Genomic DNA, 18,755 nt, shown 5'->3' with positions numbered 1-18,755 from the left:
CGCGTCTGCTGCGTTGCAGCATCGATTGACAACCGGGAGATCGACATGGCCACATCGACCGACCGCGCCTTGCGCTGGCCCTACAGGGTGGTGGCGCGCACGGTGCCTATGGCTGGGGTGTGCTCGACCGGCTGCTCGAAGAGGATCTGCCGATCGTTGCGGTCAGCGGCGCGTCGGCCGGGGCGCTGAACGGGGCGGCACTGGTCAGCGGCATGGCGATCGATGGGCGGCAGGGGGCCAAGGATGCGCTTGCGCGGCTATGGGGCAGCGTGTCGCGCAACTCGCCGTTGCAAGCGTTCGATACCGATTTCTGGATGATGCCGGCGTTCGAGCCGCTGTTGCGGAAATCGCTAGAATTCAGCAAGCTGATCAGCCGCTACATCGCGCCGCTGTCGCCGGGGTTGCGCGACATGCGGGCGCTGCGGCGAGTGGTCGGCGACAGCCTCGACCTGACCGCGCTGACCGCGCGCCATGCCATCCCGCTGTCGATTGCGGCCACCCGGGTCGCGACCGGGGCGGCGCGGCTGTTCCACAATGACGAGATCACGCTCGACGCGCTGATGGCGTCGGCCTGCCTGCCCGAATTGTTCGGACCGGTGACGATCGACGGCGAACCCTATTGGGATGGCGGCTTTTCGGCCAACCCGGCGCTCGAGCCATTGATCTTCGGCGGGCATGGTCAGACCGATATGCTGATCGTGCAGATCACGCCCTTTGCCACGGCCGAGACGCCCGATACGCTGGTCGAGGTGATGGCGCGGATGAGCGATATCGGCTTCAACGCTTGTCTGCTCCGCGACCTGAAGGCGTTGACGGAAGTGCAGGCGATCGCCCGGCGCGCCCCGCCGATCGACGACAATTTCACCGCGCTCGCGCAGACCAATTTGCATCTGATGGAGGCGGCACCGGCGCTGTCCGATCGCGGCCCTACCGGCAAGAGCGACACGCGCCGGTCGCAACTGGAGGCGTTGCGCGAACTGGGACGGGCGACCGCCGATGCGTGGCTGGCCGAACATGGTGCACGGCTGGGGCAGGGATCGACGCTGACCGAATTGCCCGAGGCGGTGGCGGCCTGATCATGCGGTGACGATCGTGCCGTCGTCGACCGTCACCGGCCAAGGCGTCAACGACTGGCCAGGGCATGGGCCGCCAAGGCATTTGCCATCGTCGATCGCGAATAGCGCGGCGTGCCAGCTACAGGTGATCGCGCTGCCATCAGGCGTCAGATAGGCGTCGAGCGTTTGCGCGAGCGGCAGGCCCATATGCGGGCAGCGATCGACATAGCCGACCACCGCATCGCCGCGCCGCACGACGAAGCCGTGGAACCGCCCGGCGCGCAGTTGCAGCACGAAGTTGCGCGCGCGGCCGTCGGCGACGTCGGTCAGCGGGCCGAGCTTCACGCCCGCCGGGGTGGCAAAGACGCGGGCGTCGCTCATTCGGGCAGGCGCGCCTTCGCAAAACCGGTCCAGACATCGTCGTAATCGAGCTGCATGGTCGGCGCGGCCATCGCCCAGCGGCTTGGCTTCACGACATGGCGGGTTTCGAACATGAACGCCATCGTGTCAGTGATCTTGTGCGGTTTGGGGTCGGCGGCGACCGCCTTGTCATAGCTTGCCTGATCGGGGCCGTGGCCGTTCATCTGGTTGTGCAGCGATGCGCCGCCGGGCGCAAAGCCGCCCTCTTTCGCATCATAGGCGCCGGTGATGAGGCCCATGAATTCGCTCATGACGTTGCGGTGGAACCAGGGCGGGCGGAACGTACCTTCGGCGACCATCCAGCGCGGGGGGAAGATCACGAAGTCGCAATTGGCGGTTCCGGGCGTGTCGCTGGGGCTGGTCAGCACGGTGAAGATCGACGGGTCGGGATGGTCGAAGCTGACGGTGTTGATGGTGTTGAAACGGGTCAGGTCGTAGCGGCAAGGGGCGAGATTGCCGTGCCAGGCGACGACGTCGAACGGGCTGTGGTCGAGGGTGGTGGTCCACAGGCTGCCCTGGAATTTCTGGATGACCTCGCACGGGGCGTCGCTGTCTTCATACCATGCGGATGGCGTCTCGAAATCGCGGGGGTTGGCGAGACCGTTGGCGCCGATCGGCCCGAGATCGGGCAGGCGGAACAGGCTACCGTAATTTTCGCAGACATAGCCGCGCGCCGCTCCGTCGGGCAACCCGACGCGGAAGCGGACGCCGCGCGGGATGACTGCGATCTGTAGCGGGGCAAGGTCGATGCGGCCGAGTTCGGTGTCGATCGCAAGGGCGCCTTGCTGCGGCACGATCAGCAGCTCGCCATCGGCCGAGAAGAAGGCGCGGTCCATGTCCTTCGTCGCGGCATAGAGGTGAATGCCGACGCCGCTCTGCGCGGCGACGTCGGCAGTCGCGCCGTAGGTGACGAGGCCGTCGACCCAGTCGGTCGGTTCGGCCGGCAGCGGCAACGGGTCCCAGCGCAGGCGGTTAGGGCTGGGCGGCGGGCCGGCGATTGGGGCGGTCTGGAGGGTCTTCGCACCGGCATAGGGCACGAACGCGCCATGGTTGGCGGTCGGGCGCAGGCGGTAGAGCCATGAGCGGCGGTTCTCGGCGCGGGGCGCGGTGAAGGCGGTGCCGGAGAGTTGTTCGGCGTAGAGGCCGAACGGAACATGCTGCGGGCTGTTGCGGCCGATCGGCAAAGCGCCGGCGACCGCTTCGGTGGCGATGTGGTTGGCGAAACCGGGGTGGTAGGTCATGGTCACCTCATCATTCCTCCCCGCGAGCGGGGAGGATTTTGGTCGTTGCCCGCCGGGCCGACCGTCGCGGCGAAGCCGCGCCTTGTGGCCCGGCTCCGTCGCGCTGGCCGGTCGACGGCAGCGCCTGCGCGCTGCACCGCGACCGAAGCGTCGCTTCGGTCTTGGTCAGGCGTCGACCGTGATTACCCCGCGCCGGATCTGATCCAGTTCGATGCTTTCATACAGCGCCTGGAAATTACCGTTGCCGAAGCCCTCATTGCCCTTGCGCTGGATGATCTCGAAGAAGATCGGCCCGAACATCGGTTCGGTAAAGATCTGCAACAGCAAGCCTTCCTCGCCGACATTGCCGTCGATCAGGATGCGGTTGCGCTTGAGGCGTTCAAGGTCCTCGCCATGGCCGGGCACGCGCTTGTCGACCAGTTCGTAATAGGTCTCGATCGTGTCCTGCAACTTCACGCCGCGCGCGCGCAGCTTTTCGACGGTTTCGAAGATGTCCTCGGTGGTGAAGGCGAGGTGCTGGATGCCTTCGCCATTATAGTCGCGGATGAATTCCTCGATCTGGCTCTTGTCGTCCTGGCTTTCGTTCAGCGGGATGCGGATCGCCTTGTCCGGTGCGATCATCGCCTGGCTGAACAGGCCGGTCGCCTTGCCCTTGATGTCGAAATATTTCTGTTCTTCGAACCCGAAAATCTGGTTGTAGAAGGCCGACCAGGTGCGCATCTGCCCGCGCTTCACATTGTGGGTCAGGTGGTCGAGCAGGTCGAGACCGACATTGTTTTTGGCCTCCGCTTCGGCAGCACCGGGAATCGCGTCCCAATCGTCGTACAGCGACCCGGCCGCACCGTGGCGGTCGACCAGATACAGCATCGATCCGCCAATCCCCTCCAGCGCATAGCCTTCGCCCAGTACGCCGCGTGCGGGATTGGCCGGTTTGGCGCCGCGTATGACGGCGGCCTCGAACGCAGCTTTCGCATCAGCGACGCGGAACGCCATGCCCGCTGCCGATGGTCCGTGCTGCGCAGCAAAGTCCGCAGCATGGCCGTCAGGAATACGGTTCAGCAACAGGTTGACGCGCCCCTGTTTATAGCGCACGACGTCGCGGTCACGATGCTTCGACGCGGCGACGAAACCGAACTGTTCGAGCTGCGCGGCCATGCGATCGAGATCGGGGGCGGTGAATTCGCAGAATTCAAACCCGTCGAGACCCATCGGGTTGACGTCCATATGCTCCACCGGTGCACCCTCCTAGTTCGTATCAATTGATACGAACCTGATCCTAACCATAGCCGGTGTCAAGCGTCTCCCAAGGTGTCGGCGAGAAGCGGTCGGCGAAGAATTCGACGAAGGCGGTAACCGCCGGGCGCGGTTGCGCGGCGTGCAGCGCATGGATGGCCAGATCGCGCGCGCCCGTCCATTCGGGCAGGATATGGATCAACCGCCCGTCGGCGAGCGCGGTGCCGACGTCCCAGAGCGAGCGAAGCGCGATGCCGACCCCGGCAAGTACCAGTTCGCGGACGATCTCGCTGGAGTCGGTGCGGACGTGCGATATCCCTTCGACCAGTGCGCGTTTGCCGGGACGGAGCAGCGTCCATGGCAATTGCCCGTCGGCGGCGAGCAGCCGATGGCCGGGTAGCGCGGCGGGGCTGGTCGGCGCGCCGTGCGCGGCAAGATAGGCGGGGCTGGCGCAGACCACACGCCGATTGCCGGCCAGCCGCCGTGCGACATAACCGGCGGGCGGATCGGCAGTGATGCGGATCGCGCAATCGATCCGCTGCGCGGCGAGGTCGACATAGCCGTCGGACAGCGTCAACTCGAGCGCGATCGCCGGATAGGCGCGCAGGAAATCGCCAAGATGCGGCGCTATGTGCAGCCGCGCGAACGAGGTTGGTGCGGCGATCCGCAACGGACCGGCAGGGGCCGCGGCGGCGCCGGCGACACGTGCCTCCGCTTCGGTCAGTGCTGCAAGAATCTGAGTCAGTTCGCCATAGAGTTGCGCGCCGACCGGGGTCGGATGGAGCCGCCGCGTGGTCCGCTCGATCAGCCGCACGCCGAGCCGCGCCTCCAGCCGTGCCAGCCGTTTCGACACGATCGCCGGCGAGACGCCCCAGCTCCGCGCGGTCGCGGCGATGCTGCCGTTGTCGAGGATCGCGACGAACAGCGCATGGTCAGGATCGAAGGCCATTCGTTCCTCCATGGAATGACTGTGCTGTGATTATGATCGCTACCGACACGAAAGGCGATACGATATGTCTGCGGTATACAACAACCGTCTTCCCAGCCTCTGCCGGAATGACGATGTGCGAGGAGAATGTCGTGCCGCAAGCCTATGTCGATCGCGCCGGACTGTCGGTCGCCGCCGAACTGGCCGAGTTCGTCGAGGCGCAGGCGCTGCCCGGTACCGGCATTCCCGCCGATTCCTTCTGGGAAGGCGTTGCCGCGATTTTTGCCCGCTTTGCCCCCGAGAACCGCGCGCTGCTGGCCCGGCGCGATGCGTTGCAGGTGCAACTGGATGCTTGGTTCGTCGAGCGCGCGGGCCAAGCGATCGACCCGGCCGAACAGGAGGCATTCCTGCGTTCGATCGGCTATCTGGTCGACGAACCCGCGCCGTTCACGATCGATCCGACCGACGTCGATGCGGAGATCGCGACCCTGGCCGGGCCGCAACTGGTCGTTCCGATCCTGAATGCGCGGTTCCTGCTCAACGCCGCCAATGCGCGCTGGGGCAGCCTGTACGATGCGCTGTACGGGACCGATGCGATCCCCGGTACGGCGGCGCCCGGCGGCTATGACGCGGCGCGCGGGGCGGCGGTTATTGGGTGGGCGAAGGCGTTTCTGGACGAAGCAGTGCCGCTGGCGGGAGGAACCTGGCGTGACTGGACCGGGGAGACGCCGGGACTGGCCGATTCGACGCAACTGGTCGGACGCGCAGGTAACAATCTGCTGCTGCGCCATCACGGGCTGCACATCGAACTGGTCATCGATCGCGACCATGCGATCGGCCGCACCGATCCGGCCGGGCTGGCCGATATTCTGCTCGAATCGGCGCTGATCACGATCTGCGATCTTGAGGATTCGGTCGCGGCGGTCGATGCCGCGGACAAGGTCGCCGCCTATGCCAATTGGCTGGGGCTGATGCAGGGTGATTTGTCGGCGAGCTTCGCCAAGGGCGGACGGACGGTCACTCGCACCCTTGTCGCCGATCGCCACTATGTCGGCAGCGATGGCGGGGAACTGGTGCTGCCGGGGCGATCGCTGTTGTTCGTCCGCAATGTCGGCCATCTGATGACGACGCCCGCGCTGCTGCTGGCCGACGGCAACGAGGCACCCGAAGGCATACTCGACGCGATCGTTACCAGCATGATCGCGCTGCACGACGTGAACGGTCCGCGGGCCAACAGCCGGACCGGATCGATCTACATCGTCAAGCCCAAGCAGCATGGGCCGGAAGAGGTCGCCTTCACCGACCGGCTGTTCGACGCAGTCGAGGATCTGCTGATCCTTCCCCGTCACACGATCAAGGTCGGGGTGATGGACGAGGAACGGCGCACCTCCGCCAATCTGGCGGCGTGCATCCATGCCGTCCGCCACCGGATCATATTCATCAATACCGGCTTTCTCGACCGTACCGGCGACGAACTGCACAGCGCGATGCATGCCGGCCCGATGATCCCGAAGGGCGAGATGAAGGGAGCGGCATGGATCGCGGCGTACGAGGATCGCAACGTCCAGATCGGCCTAGCCTGTGGCCTTGGCGGTCGGGCACAGATCGGCAAGGGGATGTGGGCCGCGCCCGACCGGATGTCGGACATGCTGGCGCAAAAGGTCGCGCATCCGATGAGCGGAGCGAGCACCGCATGGGTACCGTCGCCGACCGCCGCGACCCTGCACGCGCTGCATTATCACGCGGTCGATGTTGCGCAGCGACAGGCGGCGCGGGCGAGCGAACCGGTTGCGCCGTTGGCACAGTTGCTGACCCTGCCGTTGGCGACGGGACGTAATTGGCACGCGGACGAGGTCGCGCGCGAACTCGACAATAATGCGCAGGGGATCCTCGGCTATGTCGTGCGCTGGGTCGATCAGGGCATCGGTTGTTCGAAGGTGCCCGATATCCATGACGTCGGGTTGATGGAGGACCGCGCGACGCTGCGCATTTCATCGCAGCATATCGCCAACTGGCTGCTGCACGGGGTTTGCACGGCAGCGGATGTGGATGCGGCGTTCGATCGGATGGCGGTCAAGGTCGATGCGCAAAATGCCGACGATCCGGCCTATCGGCCGCTGGCGGGCGGTGTCGCGCTGGCCGCGGCGCGGGCGCTGGTGTTCGAGGGGTTGGCGCAGCCCAATGGCTATACCGAGCCGTTGTTGCATGCGTATCGGAAGGTAGCGAAGGCAGCAGGGTGATGGCAGGGTGATGGCAGGATGGCGACATGAACGACCTTCGCCGCTTTCTTATTGAGGCACTCACGCGGGTCGCAAATGGCGGCGACATTGATAACGCGGAACTCGATGTTGCCGTACCTGACCCGTTTGTCCTCCATCCCGTTGAGCGGACCGCATGGCGAGAGTTGAGTCACTGGGCGGACGACGATGACATCAGAACGAAAGACGCGCGCTACGCCATCCTGAAGCGCAAGCGTATGCGAGATTGTCTGTTGGAGTTGAAAGGGGCCAGCCGCTGACCGCCTAAGCACTCACTTTACCGCCACGCCCCCCGCCGCCGGCTCCAGCGCGTTGATCGCGGCATGCACTCGCGCCTCGATCTCCTCGCGGGGCAAGCCGGGCGGGATCGGTTCGAGCAGGCGAATCGTGATCACACCCGGCCGGCTCGGCCCGCGGCGCGGCATGCAGTGGCCGCTGTCAAGCGCGACCGGGATCACGGCCATGTTCAGCGCCTTGTACAGCCCCGCAAAACCGGAGCGCAGCGGCGGGGCTTCGCCGACGGGGACGCGTGTTCCTTCGGGAAAGATCAGGACCGAGCGGTTTTCCTTTCGCGCGGCGGCGGCTTCCTTCAGCATCTGGCGCAGCGCCTTGGACGATGCATCGCGGTCGACGCCGATCGCCCCGTATGCGCGGGCGGTCTTGCCCCAGAAGGGCATGTCGATCAGTTCGCGCTTCATCACGATCAGCGGGCCGTCGATCCGCTCGGCCATCTCCAGCGTTTCGAACATCGCCTGATGCTTGACCGCGAACAGATAGGTGCCGGGCGGGCGTACCCCTTCGACGCGGACCCGCACGCCCAATATCCAATGCGCGAGGAAACGATGCACGCGGATCCAGACATGCGCATGGGTGTGCATTGCATCGCGACTGACCGCAGCCGATAGCGGCGCGCTAAGCACGATCGGCACCGACGCGGCGTAGAACAGGATGCGGAACAGCCACGTCCGGACCCACGCGATCACAGATCGATCCCCAGCCGCATCACGATCCCCCGCACCACATATTTATTATACTCGCCGAACAGCAGCGCGAAGCCCGGATGGCCGGTCACTGGATCGCGGACGATCTCGACCGAATTGCCCAGCGCATGGCGCAACTCCATGGTCGCGCGCGCCATATGCCAGTTCGAGGTGACCAGGCGGATCGAGCGATAGCGGTTGCGGCGGACCCATTCGGCGGTCTCGTCGGCGTTGGAGCGGGTGTCGACCGCTTCCTTGCCCAGATCAACGCAGCAGCGGAACAACGCGCGCGGCGCATCGATCGCGGCGGCCAGTTCGCGCGGGCGGACATCGGGATCGACGCCGGTGATGAGCATCCGCCGCGCCTGCCCTGCCGCCAGTACGGCCAGCCCGCGCTCGATCCGGCCCGACCCGCCGGTGGGCACGACGACGCCGTCGGTCCGCCGGTCGAGGGCGCCGGGTTGCGGCAGGGTCACCGCGAACAGCGCGAAGCCGAGCGCGTAGAGCAGCAGCAGAACCGAGAGGATGCGTCCCATCACAACACCCGCGCCAGCCGCCGCAGCACCGCGACCCGCGCCGCGAACATGGCGAGCAGGGTGAAGGCGACGGGCAGCAGCGCGATCACCAGCCAGTCGAGCGGTTGCAGCGAGACGCCATCGGCCAGTTGTGAATCGAGCGATGCCATACGCTGGCCGAGCGCCGCCACCAGCAGGGCGCCGGCCAGCGCGCCGATCAGCCCGCCGGTCAGCGTGTCCTGCCCGATGCGCCGCTGGAACAGCCGCGCGATCTGAAGATCGGTCGAACCCAGCATGTGCAGGATGTCGATCGTTCCGCGATGCGTATCAAGCCCCGCCCGCGCCACCAGCAGTACGACCGCCGCCGTCGCACTCGCCATTACCAGCACCAGCCCGAGCGCGGTCCAGCCGAGCGCGGCGACGAAGGCGCGGACCGGGGCGAGCCAGGTCGCATGGCGATCGACGCGGATGCCGTCGCCGACGGCCTTTGCCAGCGCCTCGACCCGGGCCACCGTCGCGTCGTCGCCGCTGCGCAAATCGACATCGACCATTGCCGGCATCGGCAGATCGGCGTCGAGCCCGGCCTCGCCCAGCCATGGTTCGAGCAGTTCGGCAAGGCGGGCGCGGTCGACCTCATTCGCGCGGGCGACGTCGGCAGAGGCACGCAACCGGTCAAGCAGCGTCGCGGTCACTGCATCGCGCCGGGCGGCGTCTCCCTCGATCACCTGTACCGTCAGTCGCGCCGCCAGTTGCCGGTCGAGTGCGCGGCCGGCCCCCTGTGTCGACAGGCCGAGCGCCGCGCTCAGAGTCGTCAGGAAGATCATGATTGCCATGATCCACACCATCGCCCGCCGCCCCTGCCGGTCGTCGAGCAGCGGCTGCACCGCCGCGCGCCCGATCATGCCGCAACCATGGGGTCGAGCAACCGCCCGCCGTCCAACTCCATCACCAGCGCGTCGGGGACGCGGTGGAGCAGGTGATGGTCGTGGGTCGCCATGACGACAGTGGTGCCAAGCCGGTTAAGCGAGGCGAACAGCTTGAGTAGGCGTTCGGCCATGATCGGATCGACGTTACCGGTCGGTTCGTCGGCGACGAGGATTTCGGGGCGGGTGATTACCGCGCGGGCGATGGCGACGCGCTGTTGCTCGCCGCCCGACAGCGTCGGCGGACGGGCATCGGCGCGGTCGGTCAACCCGACCCATGCCAGCATCTCGGCGACCGGCCCGGCCAGTTCCTCCTCAGGCATGCCGGCGACGCGTAGCGGCAGCGCGATATTGTCGCGGGCCGACAGATGCGGGACCAGACGGAAATCCTGAAACACCACCCCGATCCGCCGCCGGAACCCGGGCAGGCGTTCGCGCGGCGACAACACCATATCCTCCCCGAACAGGCGGATCACGCCCCGGCTGGGCCGCTGGGCGAGATAGAGCAGGCGCAGCAGCGAGGTCTTGCCCGCGCCCGATGCGCCGAGCAGGAAATGGAACGTGCCTTCGCGGAGCGTGAAGCTGAGGTCGCTCAGCGTTTCCGGCCCGTGACCATAGCGAAGGCCGACATTCTCGAACTGAACGATACTGGCCACGTGCGCCCTTGGATTCCGCCGGTGACCAACGCCAATCGCACATGGGGGCGTTTGTCTCAAGCCGGGCAACATCGCGCCTTGCCCGGATGGCGTCTGCGCCGTAGATTCAACGTTCGATTTCAAGCCGCGCCCGGTTCGCTCCGCATCAACGGTGGCGCGGCGCGGCTCATGCAGGGGGCAGGGGACGCGATGATCCTCGAATGTACGCAATGCCATATGCGCTATCTGGTCGCCGATTCGGCGATCGGACCGGCCGGGCGAACGGTCCGTTGCGCGGGATGCCGGCATAGCTGGTTCCAGCCGCCGGCGATGGTCGATCTGGGCCATGGCATGCCCGAAACCCTACCGCCCGCCGAACCGGTCCGCGTGCCGCAGCCGGTGGTCGCCGATGCCGCGCCCGACATGGCGCGCGCCGCGCCGGCCAGCGACTATGCGCCCGCCGCCGCCCCGGTCTTTGCCGAATCGGCCTATGCCGCCGATGTGCCGCGTCCGCTCCGCGCGCGCACCGCCGAACCGGCGCGACGCTATGTCGACCCCGACGCCGAGCGTGGCGAGACGGTCAGCGCCTTCGCCCATCAGCCGCCCTTCGTCCCGCGCCGCAATCCCTCGCGCCGCCGCACCGCGATGGCGGTCGCTGCCGGCGTCGCGATGCTCGCTGCGACGGGGGCGATCCTCTATACCGGCACGCCGGGCATTGCCGAACAACTGGGCCTGCCGATCGCATCCAACGCCGACAATGCGCTGAAATTCGCGATCAACACCCCCGAACGGCGGCTGTTGTCGAGCGGCAACGAATTGTTCGCCGTATCGGGTAAGATCATCAACGAGACCGGCAGCCGCCAGCGCATTCCCGATATCCGCGCGGTGCTGAAGGACGATCAGGATCGCAGCGTCTATAGCTGGACGATCAAGCCGCAGACCCGGGTGATCGGACCGAGCGGCGCGCTCAGTTTCAATAGCGCCGCGCTCGACGTGCCGGCCAACGCCAAGGAACTCGAACTGAGCTTCGCCTCGGGGTTGTAAGTGTCGCGCAACGACCGCTGATCGCCGGGCTACGCCTTGCGTTCGGCGGCTGCATTTGCCACTGCGCGGACCCATGAACGCGCCCGCTCCCAAGCCCTGGATCCTCGACATCGCTCCGTATGTTCCCGGCCGGTCCAAGACCGATGACGGGCGGCAGGTGGCGAAGCTGTCGTCGAACGAAAATCCGCTCGGCACCTCGCCGCATGCCCGCGCCGCTTTCGCGACCGCGGACCGTAGTCTCGAACGCTATCCCGATGCCGGTGCCGGCGATCTGCGCGCGGCGATCGGGCAGGCGCATGGGCTGGATCCGGCGCGGATCATCTATGGCACCGGATCGGACGAGGTGCTGCATCTGGCCGCCGGCGCCTATGCGGGGCTGGGCGATGAGGTCATCTTCGTCCGCTACGGTTTTGCCGTCTACGAGATTGCGGCGCGGCGGGTCGGGGCGACCCCGGTGATCGCGCCGGACAAGGATCATGCGACCGATGTCGATGCCATCCTGTCGTGCGTGACCGATCGGACGCGGGTCGTGTTCGTCGCCAATCCCAATAATCCGACCGGCACCTATGCGCCGCGTGTCGAAATCGCACGGCTGCATGCCGGGCTGCCGTCGCATGTGCTGCTGGTGCTCGATCAGGCCTATGCCGAATATCTCGATCCCGCAGAGGACGATCACGGCCTCGAACTCGCCAAGACCCAGCCCAATGTGCTGGTCACGCGGACCTTTTCGAAGATCCACGGGCTTGCCGCCGAACGGATCGGCTGGGGCTATGGATCGGCGGAGGCGATCGACGCGATGCACCGCATCCGCGCACCGTTCAACGTCACTACCGCCGGACAGCAGGCGGCGATCGCCGCGATCCGCGACAAGGGCTTCGTCGAGGCCAGCCGCGAGCATAACCGTCAGTGGCGGACATGGTTCGAGGGTGAGATCGCGGCGATGGGCAATGCGGGCCTGCGCGCCGTGCCGTCCAAGGCCAATTTCGTGCTGGTGCTGTTCGAAGGGCCGGTCAGTGCGGGTGATGCGTATCAGGCGTTGATGGACAAGGGCTATATCGTCCGCTGGCTGCCCGGGCAGGGGCTGGCCAATGGTCTGCGCATTTCGATCGGGACCGAGGCGGAGGTGCGCGGCATCGCCGCTGCGCTGCGCGAGATCGTGGGCGGCTGATGCTGCCCTTTTCCCGCGTCGCCATCATCGGGCTGGGGCTGATCGGATCGTCCATCGCGCGGGCGGTGCGCGCCGAGATGCCGACGGTGCGGCTGACCGGGCATGACGCCTCGGCCGAGGCGCGCGAACAGGTACGCGCGTTGGGGCTGGTCGACGATTGTACCGACCATGCCGGGGCGGCGGTGATCGATGCCGATCTGGTCATCCTGTGCGTGCCGGTGGGCGCGATCGGCGCGGTCGCCGCCGAGATCGCCGACGACCTGCCCGCCGGCGTGATCGTCAGCGATGTCGGGTCGAGCAAGGCGGGGGTCGCCGCCGCCTTTGCCGAAGCGTTGCCGGGCGTGACGGTGGTACCGGCGCATCCGGTGGCGGGGACCGAGCGCAGCGGGCCGGAGGCGGGCTTCGCGACGCTGTTCAAGGGCAGGTGGTGTATCCTGACCCCGGCGGCCGATGCCGATCCGACAGCGGTTGAGCGCGTCGGCGAGTTCTGGCGGCGGCTGGGTGCCGATATCGATACGATGGACGCGCAGCATCACGACCTGGTGCTGGCGGTGACCAGTCATTTGCCGCACCTGATCGCCTATACCATCGTCGGTACCGCGTCCGACCTCGAGGCGGTGACGCAGAGCGAAGTCATCAAATATTCGGCGGGGGGCTTTCGCGACTTCACCCGCATCGCCGCTTCCGATCCTACGATGTGGCGCGACGTGTTCCTTGCCAACAAGGATGCCGTTCTGTCGATGCTGCAGCGTTTTTCCGAGGACCTGTTCGCGCTGCAACGCGCGATCCGCTGGGGCAACGGCGACGAATTGTTCGACCTGTTCACCCGGACGCGCGCGATCCGGCGGTCGATCGTCGAGCAGGGGCAGGACGATGCCCGCGAGGATTTCGGGCGGAACCACGGTTAAGCTTTCGCGTCCGAGCAAACCCGTTCGTGCTGAGTAGGGACTGCGCGGAGTCGAAGGCCCGTATCGAAGTACGTGTTTCGGACGGTCCTTCGATATACCCCTTCGACAAGCTCAGTGGCTACTCAGGACGAACGGTTTGGCACGTCATCCCGGCCTGTGCCGGGATGACGGTAGGGCGGCTTACTTCGCTTCGACCACCGGCAGCCACACCGCGCTTGGGCTGGCACCACCTCGTTCGATGGTCACCGTCGCCTTCTTGTACGCGTCCTTGGGCGCGGTGAAGATGTTCGGGACATAGGTTTGCGGGTTGCGGTCGTACAGCGGGAAGAGCGACGACTGGACCTGCACCATGATGCGGTGGCCCGGCTGGAACACATGGTTCACGGTCGGCAGGCGGAAGCGGTAGCGCTGCGTCTTGTTCGCCGGGATCGGCGAGGGTTTGGCGAAGTCGTTGCGATAGCGGCCGCGGAAGATGTCGAGGCTGATCGGAAGCTGATAGCCGCCCATCGCCGGCTGACCGGGCACGACGTCGGGATAGACGTCGATGACCTTCACCACAAAATCACCGTCGGTGCCGGTCGTCTTGGCAAAGATGTCGGCGATCGGCGCGCCCGATACCTTGACCGGCTGGGTCAGGACCGGGGTCTGGTAGGTCATGACGTCGGTGCGGCCATCGGCATGGCGCTGGTCGCTGACCAGCCACGCCTTCCACCGGCCGTCGTCGAAATTCACCGGGCGCGAAAGGTGTGGAACCGGTTTGGCGGGGTCGGAGACATAGGCGTCGCCACCGGCCTTGGCCGCGGTGAAGCCGAGATCGCCGTCCGCGCCCAGATAGATGGGTTTCAGCGGCGCGGCGCAGCCCTTCTCGCACGCCAGCGGCCATTGGGGCAGTTCGTCCCAACGATTCTCGCCGGTGTTGTAGATCAGCGCCTGGGGCGGGGTGAAGGCGGGGCGGCCGTCGCGCAGATATTGGTCGAAGAAGGGGAAGAGGTAATTCTCCCGCCATTGCAGCGCGGTGTCGCCGTTGAACTTCAGGTCGCCAAGCGTCGAGCCGTCGTAATTCGCGCCGCTGTGCCGCCAGGGCCCCATTACGAGGAAGTTGTTGCCGCCCTTGCCCTTCGCCTTCAGCGCCTCCCATGCGGTGATCGCGCCGTACATGTCCTCCTGATCCCACAGGCCCTGTTCCCACATGGTCGGGACGTTCGAGGGATTGGCAGCGATCAGCTTGTCGAGCGCCTGTCCCTGCCAATAGGCGTCGTAGGACGGGTGGGCGACGAAGCGCTGCCAAAAGGGAAGCTGGGCATAGCCCGACGCCTTGGCCCAGTCGTTGGCGGAACCCACGTTTCGGAACTGGTCGTAGTCATCATAGGTCGTCGAGGGCGGGGCGGCGCCGGCGCCCTTGTAGCCGGTCTGGCTGCCGATCCAGCCAATATTGGCGAGGCGGAACGCGCCGTAATGGAACCAGTCGTCGCCCATCCAGCCGTCGATCATCGGGCTTTCGGGTGCGGCGACCTTCAGCGCGGGATGCGGGTTGAGCAGCGCCATGACGACGGTGAAGCCTTCATAGGACGACCCCAGCATCCCGACGCGGCCGTTGCTTTCGGGGAGGTTCGCCTTGTTTACCAGCCAGTCGATCGTGTCGTACGCGTCAGTGACATGGTCGACGTTCGTCGGGTTGAGTGGCCCGCGGACCGGGCGGGTGACGACATACTCGCCCTCCGACCCGTATTTGCCGCGAATGTCCTGGAACACGCGGATATAGCCGGCACGGGTGAACACCTCGTCGCCCTGCGGCAGGGTGGCGACATAGCTGGTGCTGTCGGAACGGGCGACGCGGCCCGAGGCGTTGTAGGGCGTGCGGGTCAGCAGGATCGGGGCGTTCACCGCGCCCTTCGGGATCATAATGACCGTGTGTAGCTTCACCCCGTCGCGCATCGGGATCATCACTTCGCGCTTCACATAGTCGTATTTGTCGGTCGGCGGCACGAAATTGGCCGGGATATCGCCCTTGGTCGGCCAGATATCGGGGCCGGGGGCGGCAGTCTGCGCCGCAAGCGACGTGGCGCCGAGCGCGAGGGTGCAGGCGAGAAGCAGTGGGCGGATACGCATCTATACGGGCTCCGGGAGATGATGTTTCATCGTCCGGCGGTGCGAGCATGAAGTCAATACGGACTGTTTCGAAGGTTACGAAGTTGCCACGCCGTCAGCGTCAAACAGCAGCGGCGCCGCCCCCGGTTCGGGGGCGACGCCGCCAGATAAGTTGACACTCGGAGGGCTTACGCGCCCTGCGGGGTCGGCGATCCGAAGGGGCCGCGCGGGCGGCGGGTCTTGGGGATCGAGGTGCCGCCAGCCGCCAACGGGGCGGTGGGCGTGCCTTCGTCACGGCCGATATCCTCGCCCGCGATCAGGCGCTTGATCTCGTCGCCCGACAGGGTTTCATATTCGAGCAGCGCGCCGGCCAGCAGGTGAAGCTGATCGACATGATCGGTCAGCAGCTTGCGGGCGCGGTCCAGACCACCTTCGACGATGCGCTTGATCTCGCTGTCGATCAGTTCGGCGGTCTTGTTCGACATGCGTGCCGGTGCCGAGGACGAATAGCCGAGGAAGCTTTCGCCCTGCGGTTCGGCATATTCGACCGGGCCGACCGCATCGGACATGCCCCAGCGAGTGACCATGTCGCGGGCAAGGCTGGTCGCCTGCTGAATGTCGCCCGAGGCACCCGACGACACCTTGTCATAGCCGAAGATAATTTCCTCGGCGATGCGACCGCCCATGGCGACCGAGAGGTTCGCGTACATCTTGTCGCGGTGATAGCTGTACGAGTCGCGTTCCGGCAGCCGCATGACCATGCCCAGCGCACGGCCGCGCGGAATGATCGTCGCCTTGTGGATCGGGTCCGATGCCGGTTCGTGAAGCGAAACAATGGCATGGCCCGCCTCGTGATAAGCGGTCATGCGCTTTTCATCGTCGGTCATGACCATCGAGCGCCGCTCGGCACCCATCATGACCTTATCCTTCGCTTCCTCGAATTCCGAGTTGGCGACCAGTCGCTTGCCCTTGCGCGCCGCCATCAGCGCCGCTTCGTTGACGAGGTTGGCGAGGTCAGCACCCGAGAAGCCCGGCGTACCGCGCGCGATCACGCGTGGATCGACGTCGGGCGCCAGCGGCACCTTCTTCATATGGACCTGCAGGATCTTGATCCGACCCTCGATATCGGGGCGCGGCACCACGACCTGTCGATCGAAGCGGCCCGGACGCAGCAGTGCAGGATCGAGCACGTCGGGGCGGTTGGTCGCCGCGACGATAATGATGCCTTCGTTCGCTTCGAACCCGTCCATTTCGACCAACAACTGGTTCAGCGTCTGTTCGCGCTCGTCATTGCCGTTGCCGAGGCCGGCGCCGCGATGGCGGCCGACCGCGTCGATTTCGTCAATGAAGACGATGCAGGGGGCCGACTTCTTGGCCTGTTCGAACATGTCGCGGACGCGGCTGGCGCCGACGCCGACGAACATTTCGACGAAGTCCGAACCCGAAATGGTGAAGAAGGGCACACCTGCCTCACCCGCGATGGCGCGGGCGAGCAGCGTCTTGCCGGTACCGGGCGAACCGACGAGCAGCGCGCCCTTCGGGATCTTGCCGCCCAAGCGGGCGAACTTGGTCGGGTCCTTGAGGAAGTCGACGATCTCGGTCAGCTCGGCGCGCGCCTCGTCGATGCCGGCGACATCGTCGAAGGTGACCTTGCCTTCCTTCTGCGTCAGCATCCGCGCGCGCGACTTGCCGAAGCCCATCGCGCCGCCGCCGCCGCCGCCCTTCTGCATCTGGCGCAGGACGAAGAAGGCGATGCCCAGGAACAGCAGGAAGGGCAGCGACTGGTACAGCATGACCAGCCAGATATTCGGCCCTTCGTCGGGACGCGCGTTCATGACGACGTTCTTCGCACGCAGCCGTTCGATCAGGTTGGGATCGTTCAGCGCGTTGGTACGGAACTTGTCGTCATTGGTATAGGTACCGGTGATGGTGCTGGTCGCAATGTTGACGTCGCGGACCGACCCTTCGTCGACCTTGTTCAGGAAGGTCGAATAGGGGATCACCTGACCCTGATTCTGCGTCGACGGGCCGTTGAACAGCTGGACGAAGATCGCGAGCGACACGAGGATGCCGACCCAGATCAACAGGCTCTTCATCCACGGATTGCTGCCGCCGTTATTGTCGGGGCCGTTCTGCTTGTCGTTGTCGTTCATGCGGACGTGCTACCTCTCAGTAACCACAAGATAGGCTAGTGAAGGTTAATGACAATGGAACAACGTCGATCAGACTGATCGACGCGCCGGAGCGGGCGAAAACCGCCAGATTTGGCGCTTCGGTGTGACGTGGATGCCGGCCTGGGTTGCGGATTTTCCGGACTCGAGTGCGTCGAGCAGCGATTCGATGTTGGCGGCGTCGGACCAGCGGCCTTCGGTGACGGCGTGATGGGCGCGCACCTCACCGATCGCGCGGCGGGCGAGGCGACGGCGAAGTTCGCGTGAACAGTCGGTGACGTCGATGCGGGTTGCCGCGTCGTCCGACGTGCGGTGGGTGCGCCAGAGTTGGTGGACGATATCGTCGAGCGCCGCATCGACCTCGCGGCAATGGGTGGCAGCGGCGGCGAGGGCGAGTGGGTCGAGCTGGCCGGTGGCGAGCAGGGCGCGGGCGTGGGTGCGGTCGTGGCGGGGGTCGGTGTTCGACGGGTCGTCGATGAAGGGAAGGTCGGCGGCGAGGATGCGCAGCTCGGCGCGGCGCCAGGTAAGGAGTGGGCGGACGATGGGGAGGCGTCCCGCAGTGCCACCGGTGCGTCCCTGCGGAGGCGGGGAGCCAGGGTCTCCCGTCTCGACAGTCGCGTCCTGCCGCTCTGGACCCCCGCCTGCGCGGGGGTACGGTTCCCGTTGGGGAATTGCCGCCGCCCAGCGATCGGCATCGAATTCCCAGCGCGGGCGGATGCCGGCGAGACCGGCGGGGCCGGAGCCTCTGGCAGCGCGCATCAGGAAGGTTTCGGCCTGATCGTCGGCATGGTGCGCGGTGGCGAGAGCGATTGCGCGCGCGCCGAGCGCCCAGTCGGCGAGGAGCGCATAGCGGAGGTGGCGGGCCTGTGCCTGGATGCTGGCACCGGCGGGGGGGTGTCGGGGGGCTAGGATGGTGTGGGGGATTTGGTTGGCGTTGCAGTAGCTTGCGACCATTGCGGCTTCGTCGGTAGAGGCTGCGCGCAGGCGGTGGTCGACGGTGGCAGCGATGATCGCTTGCGGAAAGGCGGCGGCGGCAAGGGCGAGCATCGCCATCGAGTCAGGGCCGCCGGAGACCGCGAGCGCGAGCGGGGTGGCGGTGGTCGGCGCGGACGCGAGCGCGCGGAGGTCGGTGGTGAAGCGGGTGATGGCTTCGGGGGACATCAGCATCCGGTCCAGTCCGGTAATCCA

At 66.4% G+C, this 18,755-nt stretch carries 17 protein-coding genes; 6 read left to right on the top strand and 11 right to left on the bottom strand.

Annotation, left to right across the window (positions count from 1 at the left end; all coding sequences use genetic code 11):
• Positions 1-53: 53 nt before the first annotated feature.
• Positions 54-1,076: a patatin-like phospholipase family protein gene (locus AAIO73_RS08060; protein WP_345877378.1), complete on the top strand. Its 1,023-nt coding sequence runs from the start codon at positions 54-56 to the stop codon at positions 1,074-1,076.
• Here AAIO73_RS08060 and AAIO73_RS08055 read toward each other — a convergent pair whose 3' ends face one another.
• The 4 genes from AAIO73_RS08055 to AAIO73_RS08040 form a co-directional block, all read right to left on the bottom strand.
• A complete protein-coding gene (locus tag AAIO73_RS08055) occupies positions 1,077-1,436 on the bottom strand; it encodes a Rieske (2Fe-2S) protein (protein ID WP_345877200.1) in 360 nt (119 codons plus the stop codon).
• The gene (hmgA, locus tag AAIO73_RS08050) at positions 1,433-2,716 is read right to left on the bottom strand and encodes a homogentisate 1,2-dioxygenase (protein ID WP_345877376.1); all 1,284 of its coding nucleotides are present in this window, start codon (positions 2,714-2,716) and stop codon (positions 1,433-1,435) included. The genes AAIO73_RS08055 and hmgA overlap by 4 nt, the downstream gene beginning before the upstream one ends.
• 165 nt (positions 2,717-2,881) lie before the next feature.
• Positions 2,882-3,940, bottom strand: a complete 1,059-nt coding sequence (gene hppD / locus AAIO73_RS08045) for a 4-hydroxyphenylpyruvate dioxygenase (protein ID WP_345877375.1) — start codon at positions 3,938-3,940, stop codon at positions 2,882-2,884.
• A 52-nt stretch (positions 3,941-3,992) separates the two neighbouring features.
• Positions 3,993-4,898 carry a LysR family transcriptional regulator gene (locus AAIO73_RS08040; protein ID WP_345877199.1) on the bottom strand — a complete coding sequence of 302 codons (906 nt, stop codon included), beginning with the start codon at positions 4,896-4,898 and terminating at the stop codon, positions 3,993-3,995.
• Positions 4,899-5,005: 107 nt separating this feature from the next.
• On the opposite strand from AAIO73_RS08040, the gene AAIO73_RS08035 reads away from it, so the two are divergent.
• Positions 5,006-7,117, top strand: coding sequence for a malate synthase G (locus AAIO73_RS08035; protein ID WP_526023778.1), 2,112 nt, complete (start codon positions 5,006-5,008; stop codon positions 7,115-7,117).
• 26 nt (positions 7,118-7,143) lie between these two features.
• Positions 7,144-7,395 carry a hypothetical protein gene (locus AAIO73_RS08030; protein WP_345877198.1) on the top strand — a complete coding sequence of 84 codons (252 nt, stop codon included), beginning with the start codon at positions 7,144-7,146 and terminating at the stop codon, positions 7,393-7,395.
• Positions 7,396-7,407: 12 nt separating this feature from the next.
• Here the strand turns inward: AAIO73_RS08030 and AAIO73_RS08025 are convergent, their stop codons facing one another.
• Genes AAIO73_RS08025 through ftsE form a run of 4 tightly spaced genes read right to left on the bottom strand, consistent with a single transcriptional unit; the run spans position 7,408 to position 10,209 of the window.
• Positions 7,408-8,118, bottom strand: a complete 711-nt coding sequence (locus AAIO73_RS08025; protein ID WP_345877197.1) for a lysophospholipid acyltransferase family protein — start codon at positions 8,116-8,118, stop codon at positions 7,408-7,410.
• On the bottom strand, positions 8,115-8,654 hold the full coding sequence (locus tag AAIO73_RS08020) for a YdcF family protein (protein ID WP_242119637.1): 540 nt from the start codon (positions 8,652-8,654) through the stop codon (positions 8,115-8,117). Before AAIO73_RS08020 ends, AAIO73_RS08025 begins: the two co-directional genes overlap by 4 nt.
• Positions 8,651-9,532 carry a cell division protein FtsX gene (locus tag AAIO73_RS08015; protein WP_345877196.1) on the bottom strand — a complete coding sequence of 294 codons (882 nt, stop codon included), beginning with the start codon at positions 9,530-9,532 and terminating at the stop codon, positions 8,651-8,653. The genes AAIO73_RS08020 and AAIO73_RS08015 overlap by 4 nt, the downstream gene beginning before the upstream one ends.
• Entirely contained in the window at positions 9,529-10,209 is a 681-nt protein-coding gene (ftsE, locus tag AAIO73_RS08010; protein ID WP_345877195.1) for a cell division ATP-binding protein FtsE, read from the bottom strand. Before ftsE ends, AAIO73_RS08015 begins: the two co-directional genes overlap by 4 nt.
• Before the next feature lie 189 nt (positions 10,210-10,398).
• On the opposite strand from ftsE, the gene AAIO73_RS08005 reads away from it, so the two are divergent.
• The 3 genes from AAIO73_RS08005 (at position 10,399) to AAIO73_RS07995 (ending at position 13,308) form a co-directional block, all read left to right on the top strand.
• On the top strand, positions 10,399-11,232 hold the full coding sequence (locus AAIO73_RS08005) for a zinc-ribbon domain-containing protein (protein WP_345877194.1): 834 nt from the start codon (positions 10,399-10,401) through the stop codon (positions 11,230-11,232).
• A 73-nt stretch (positions 11,233-11,305) separates the two neighbouring features.
• The gene (gene hisC / locus AAIO73_RS08000; RefSeq protein ID WP_345877193.1) at positions 11,306-12,400 is read left to right on the top strand and encodes a histidinol-phosphate transaminase; all 1,095 of its coding nucleotides are present in this window, start codon (positions 11,306-11,308) and stop codon (positions 12,398-12,400) included.
• Positions 12,400-13,308 carry a prephenate/arogenate dehydrogenase family protein gene (locus tag AAIO73_RS07995; protein WP_345877192.1) on the top strand — a complete coding sequence of 303 codons (909 nt, stop codon included), beginning with the start codon at positions 12,400-12,402 and terminating at the stop codon, positions 13,306-13,308. Before hisC ends, AAIO73_RS07995 begins: the two co-directional genes overlap by 1 nt.
• 180 nt (positions 13,309-13,488) lie before the next feature.
• On the opposite strand, the gene AAIO73_RS07990 is transcribed toward AAIO73_RS07995, so the two are convergent.
• From AAIO73_RS07990 to tilS, 3 genes are all read right to left on the bottom strand, one after another.
• Positions 13,489-15,417, bottom strand: a complete 1,929-nt coding sequence (locus AAIO73_RS07990) for a CocE/NonD family hydrolase (RefSeq protein WP_345877191.1) — start codon at positions 15,415-15,417, stop codon at positions 13,489-13,491.
• Positions 15,418-15,584: 167 nt separating this feature from the next.
• Positions 15,585-17,549, bottom strand: a complete 1,965-nt coding sequence (gene ftsH, locus AAIO73_RS07985) for an ATP-dependent zinc metalloprotease FtsH (protein ID WP_345877190.1) — start codon at positions 17,547-17,549, stop codon at positions 15,585-15,587.
• Positions 17,550-17,618: 69 nt separating this feature from the next.
• Complete coding sequence (tilS, locus tag AAIO73_RS07980) at positions 17,619-18,728, bottom strand: tRNA lysidine(34) synthetase TilS (protein WP_345877189.1); 1,110 nt, start codon at positions 18,726-18,728, stop codon at positions 17,619-17,621.
• Positions 18,729-18,755: the final 27 nt, after the last annotated feature.

This window comes from Sphingomonas epibiotica, assembly GCF_039615155.1.
Taxonomy (GTDB): domain Bacteria; phylum Pseudomonadota; class Alphaproteobacteria; order Sphingomonadales; family Sphingomonadaceae; genus Sphingomonas.
Note: the sequence above shows the minus strand (reverse complement) of the source record. Positions and strands in the feature narration are given on the sequence as shown.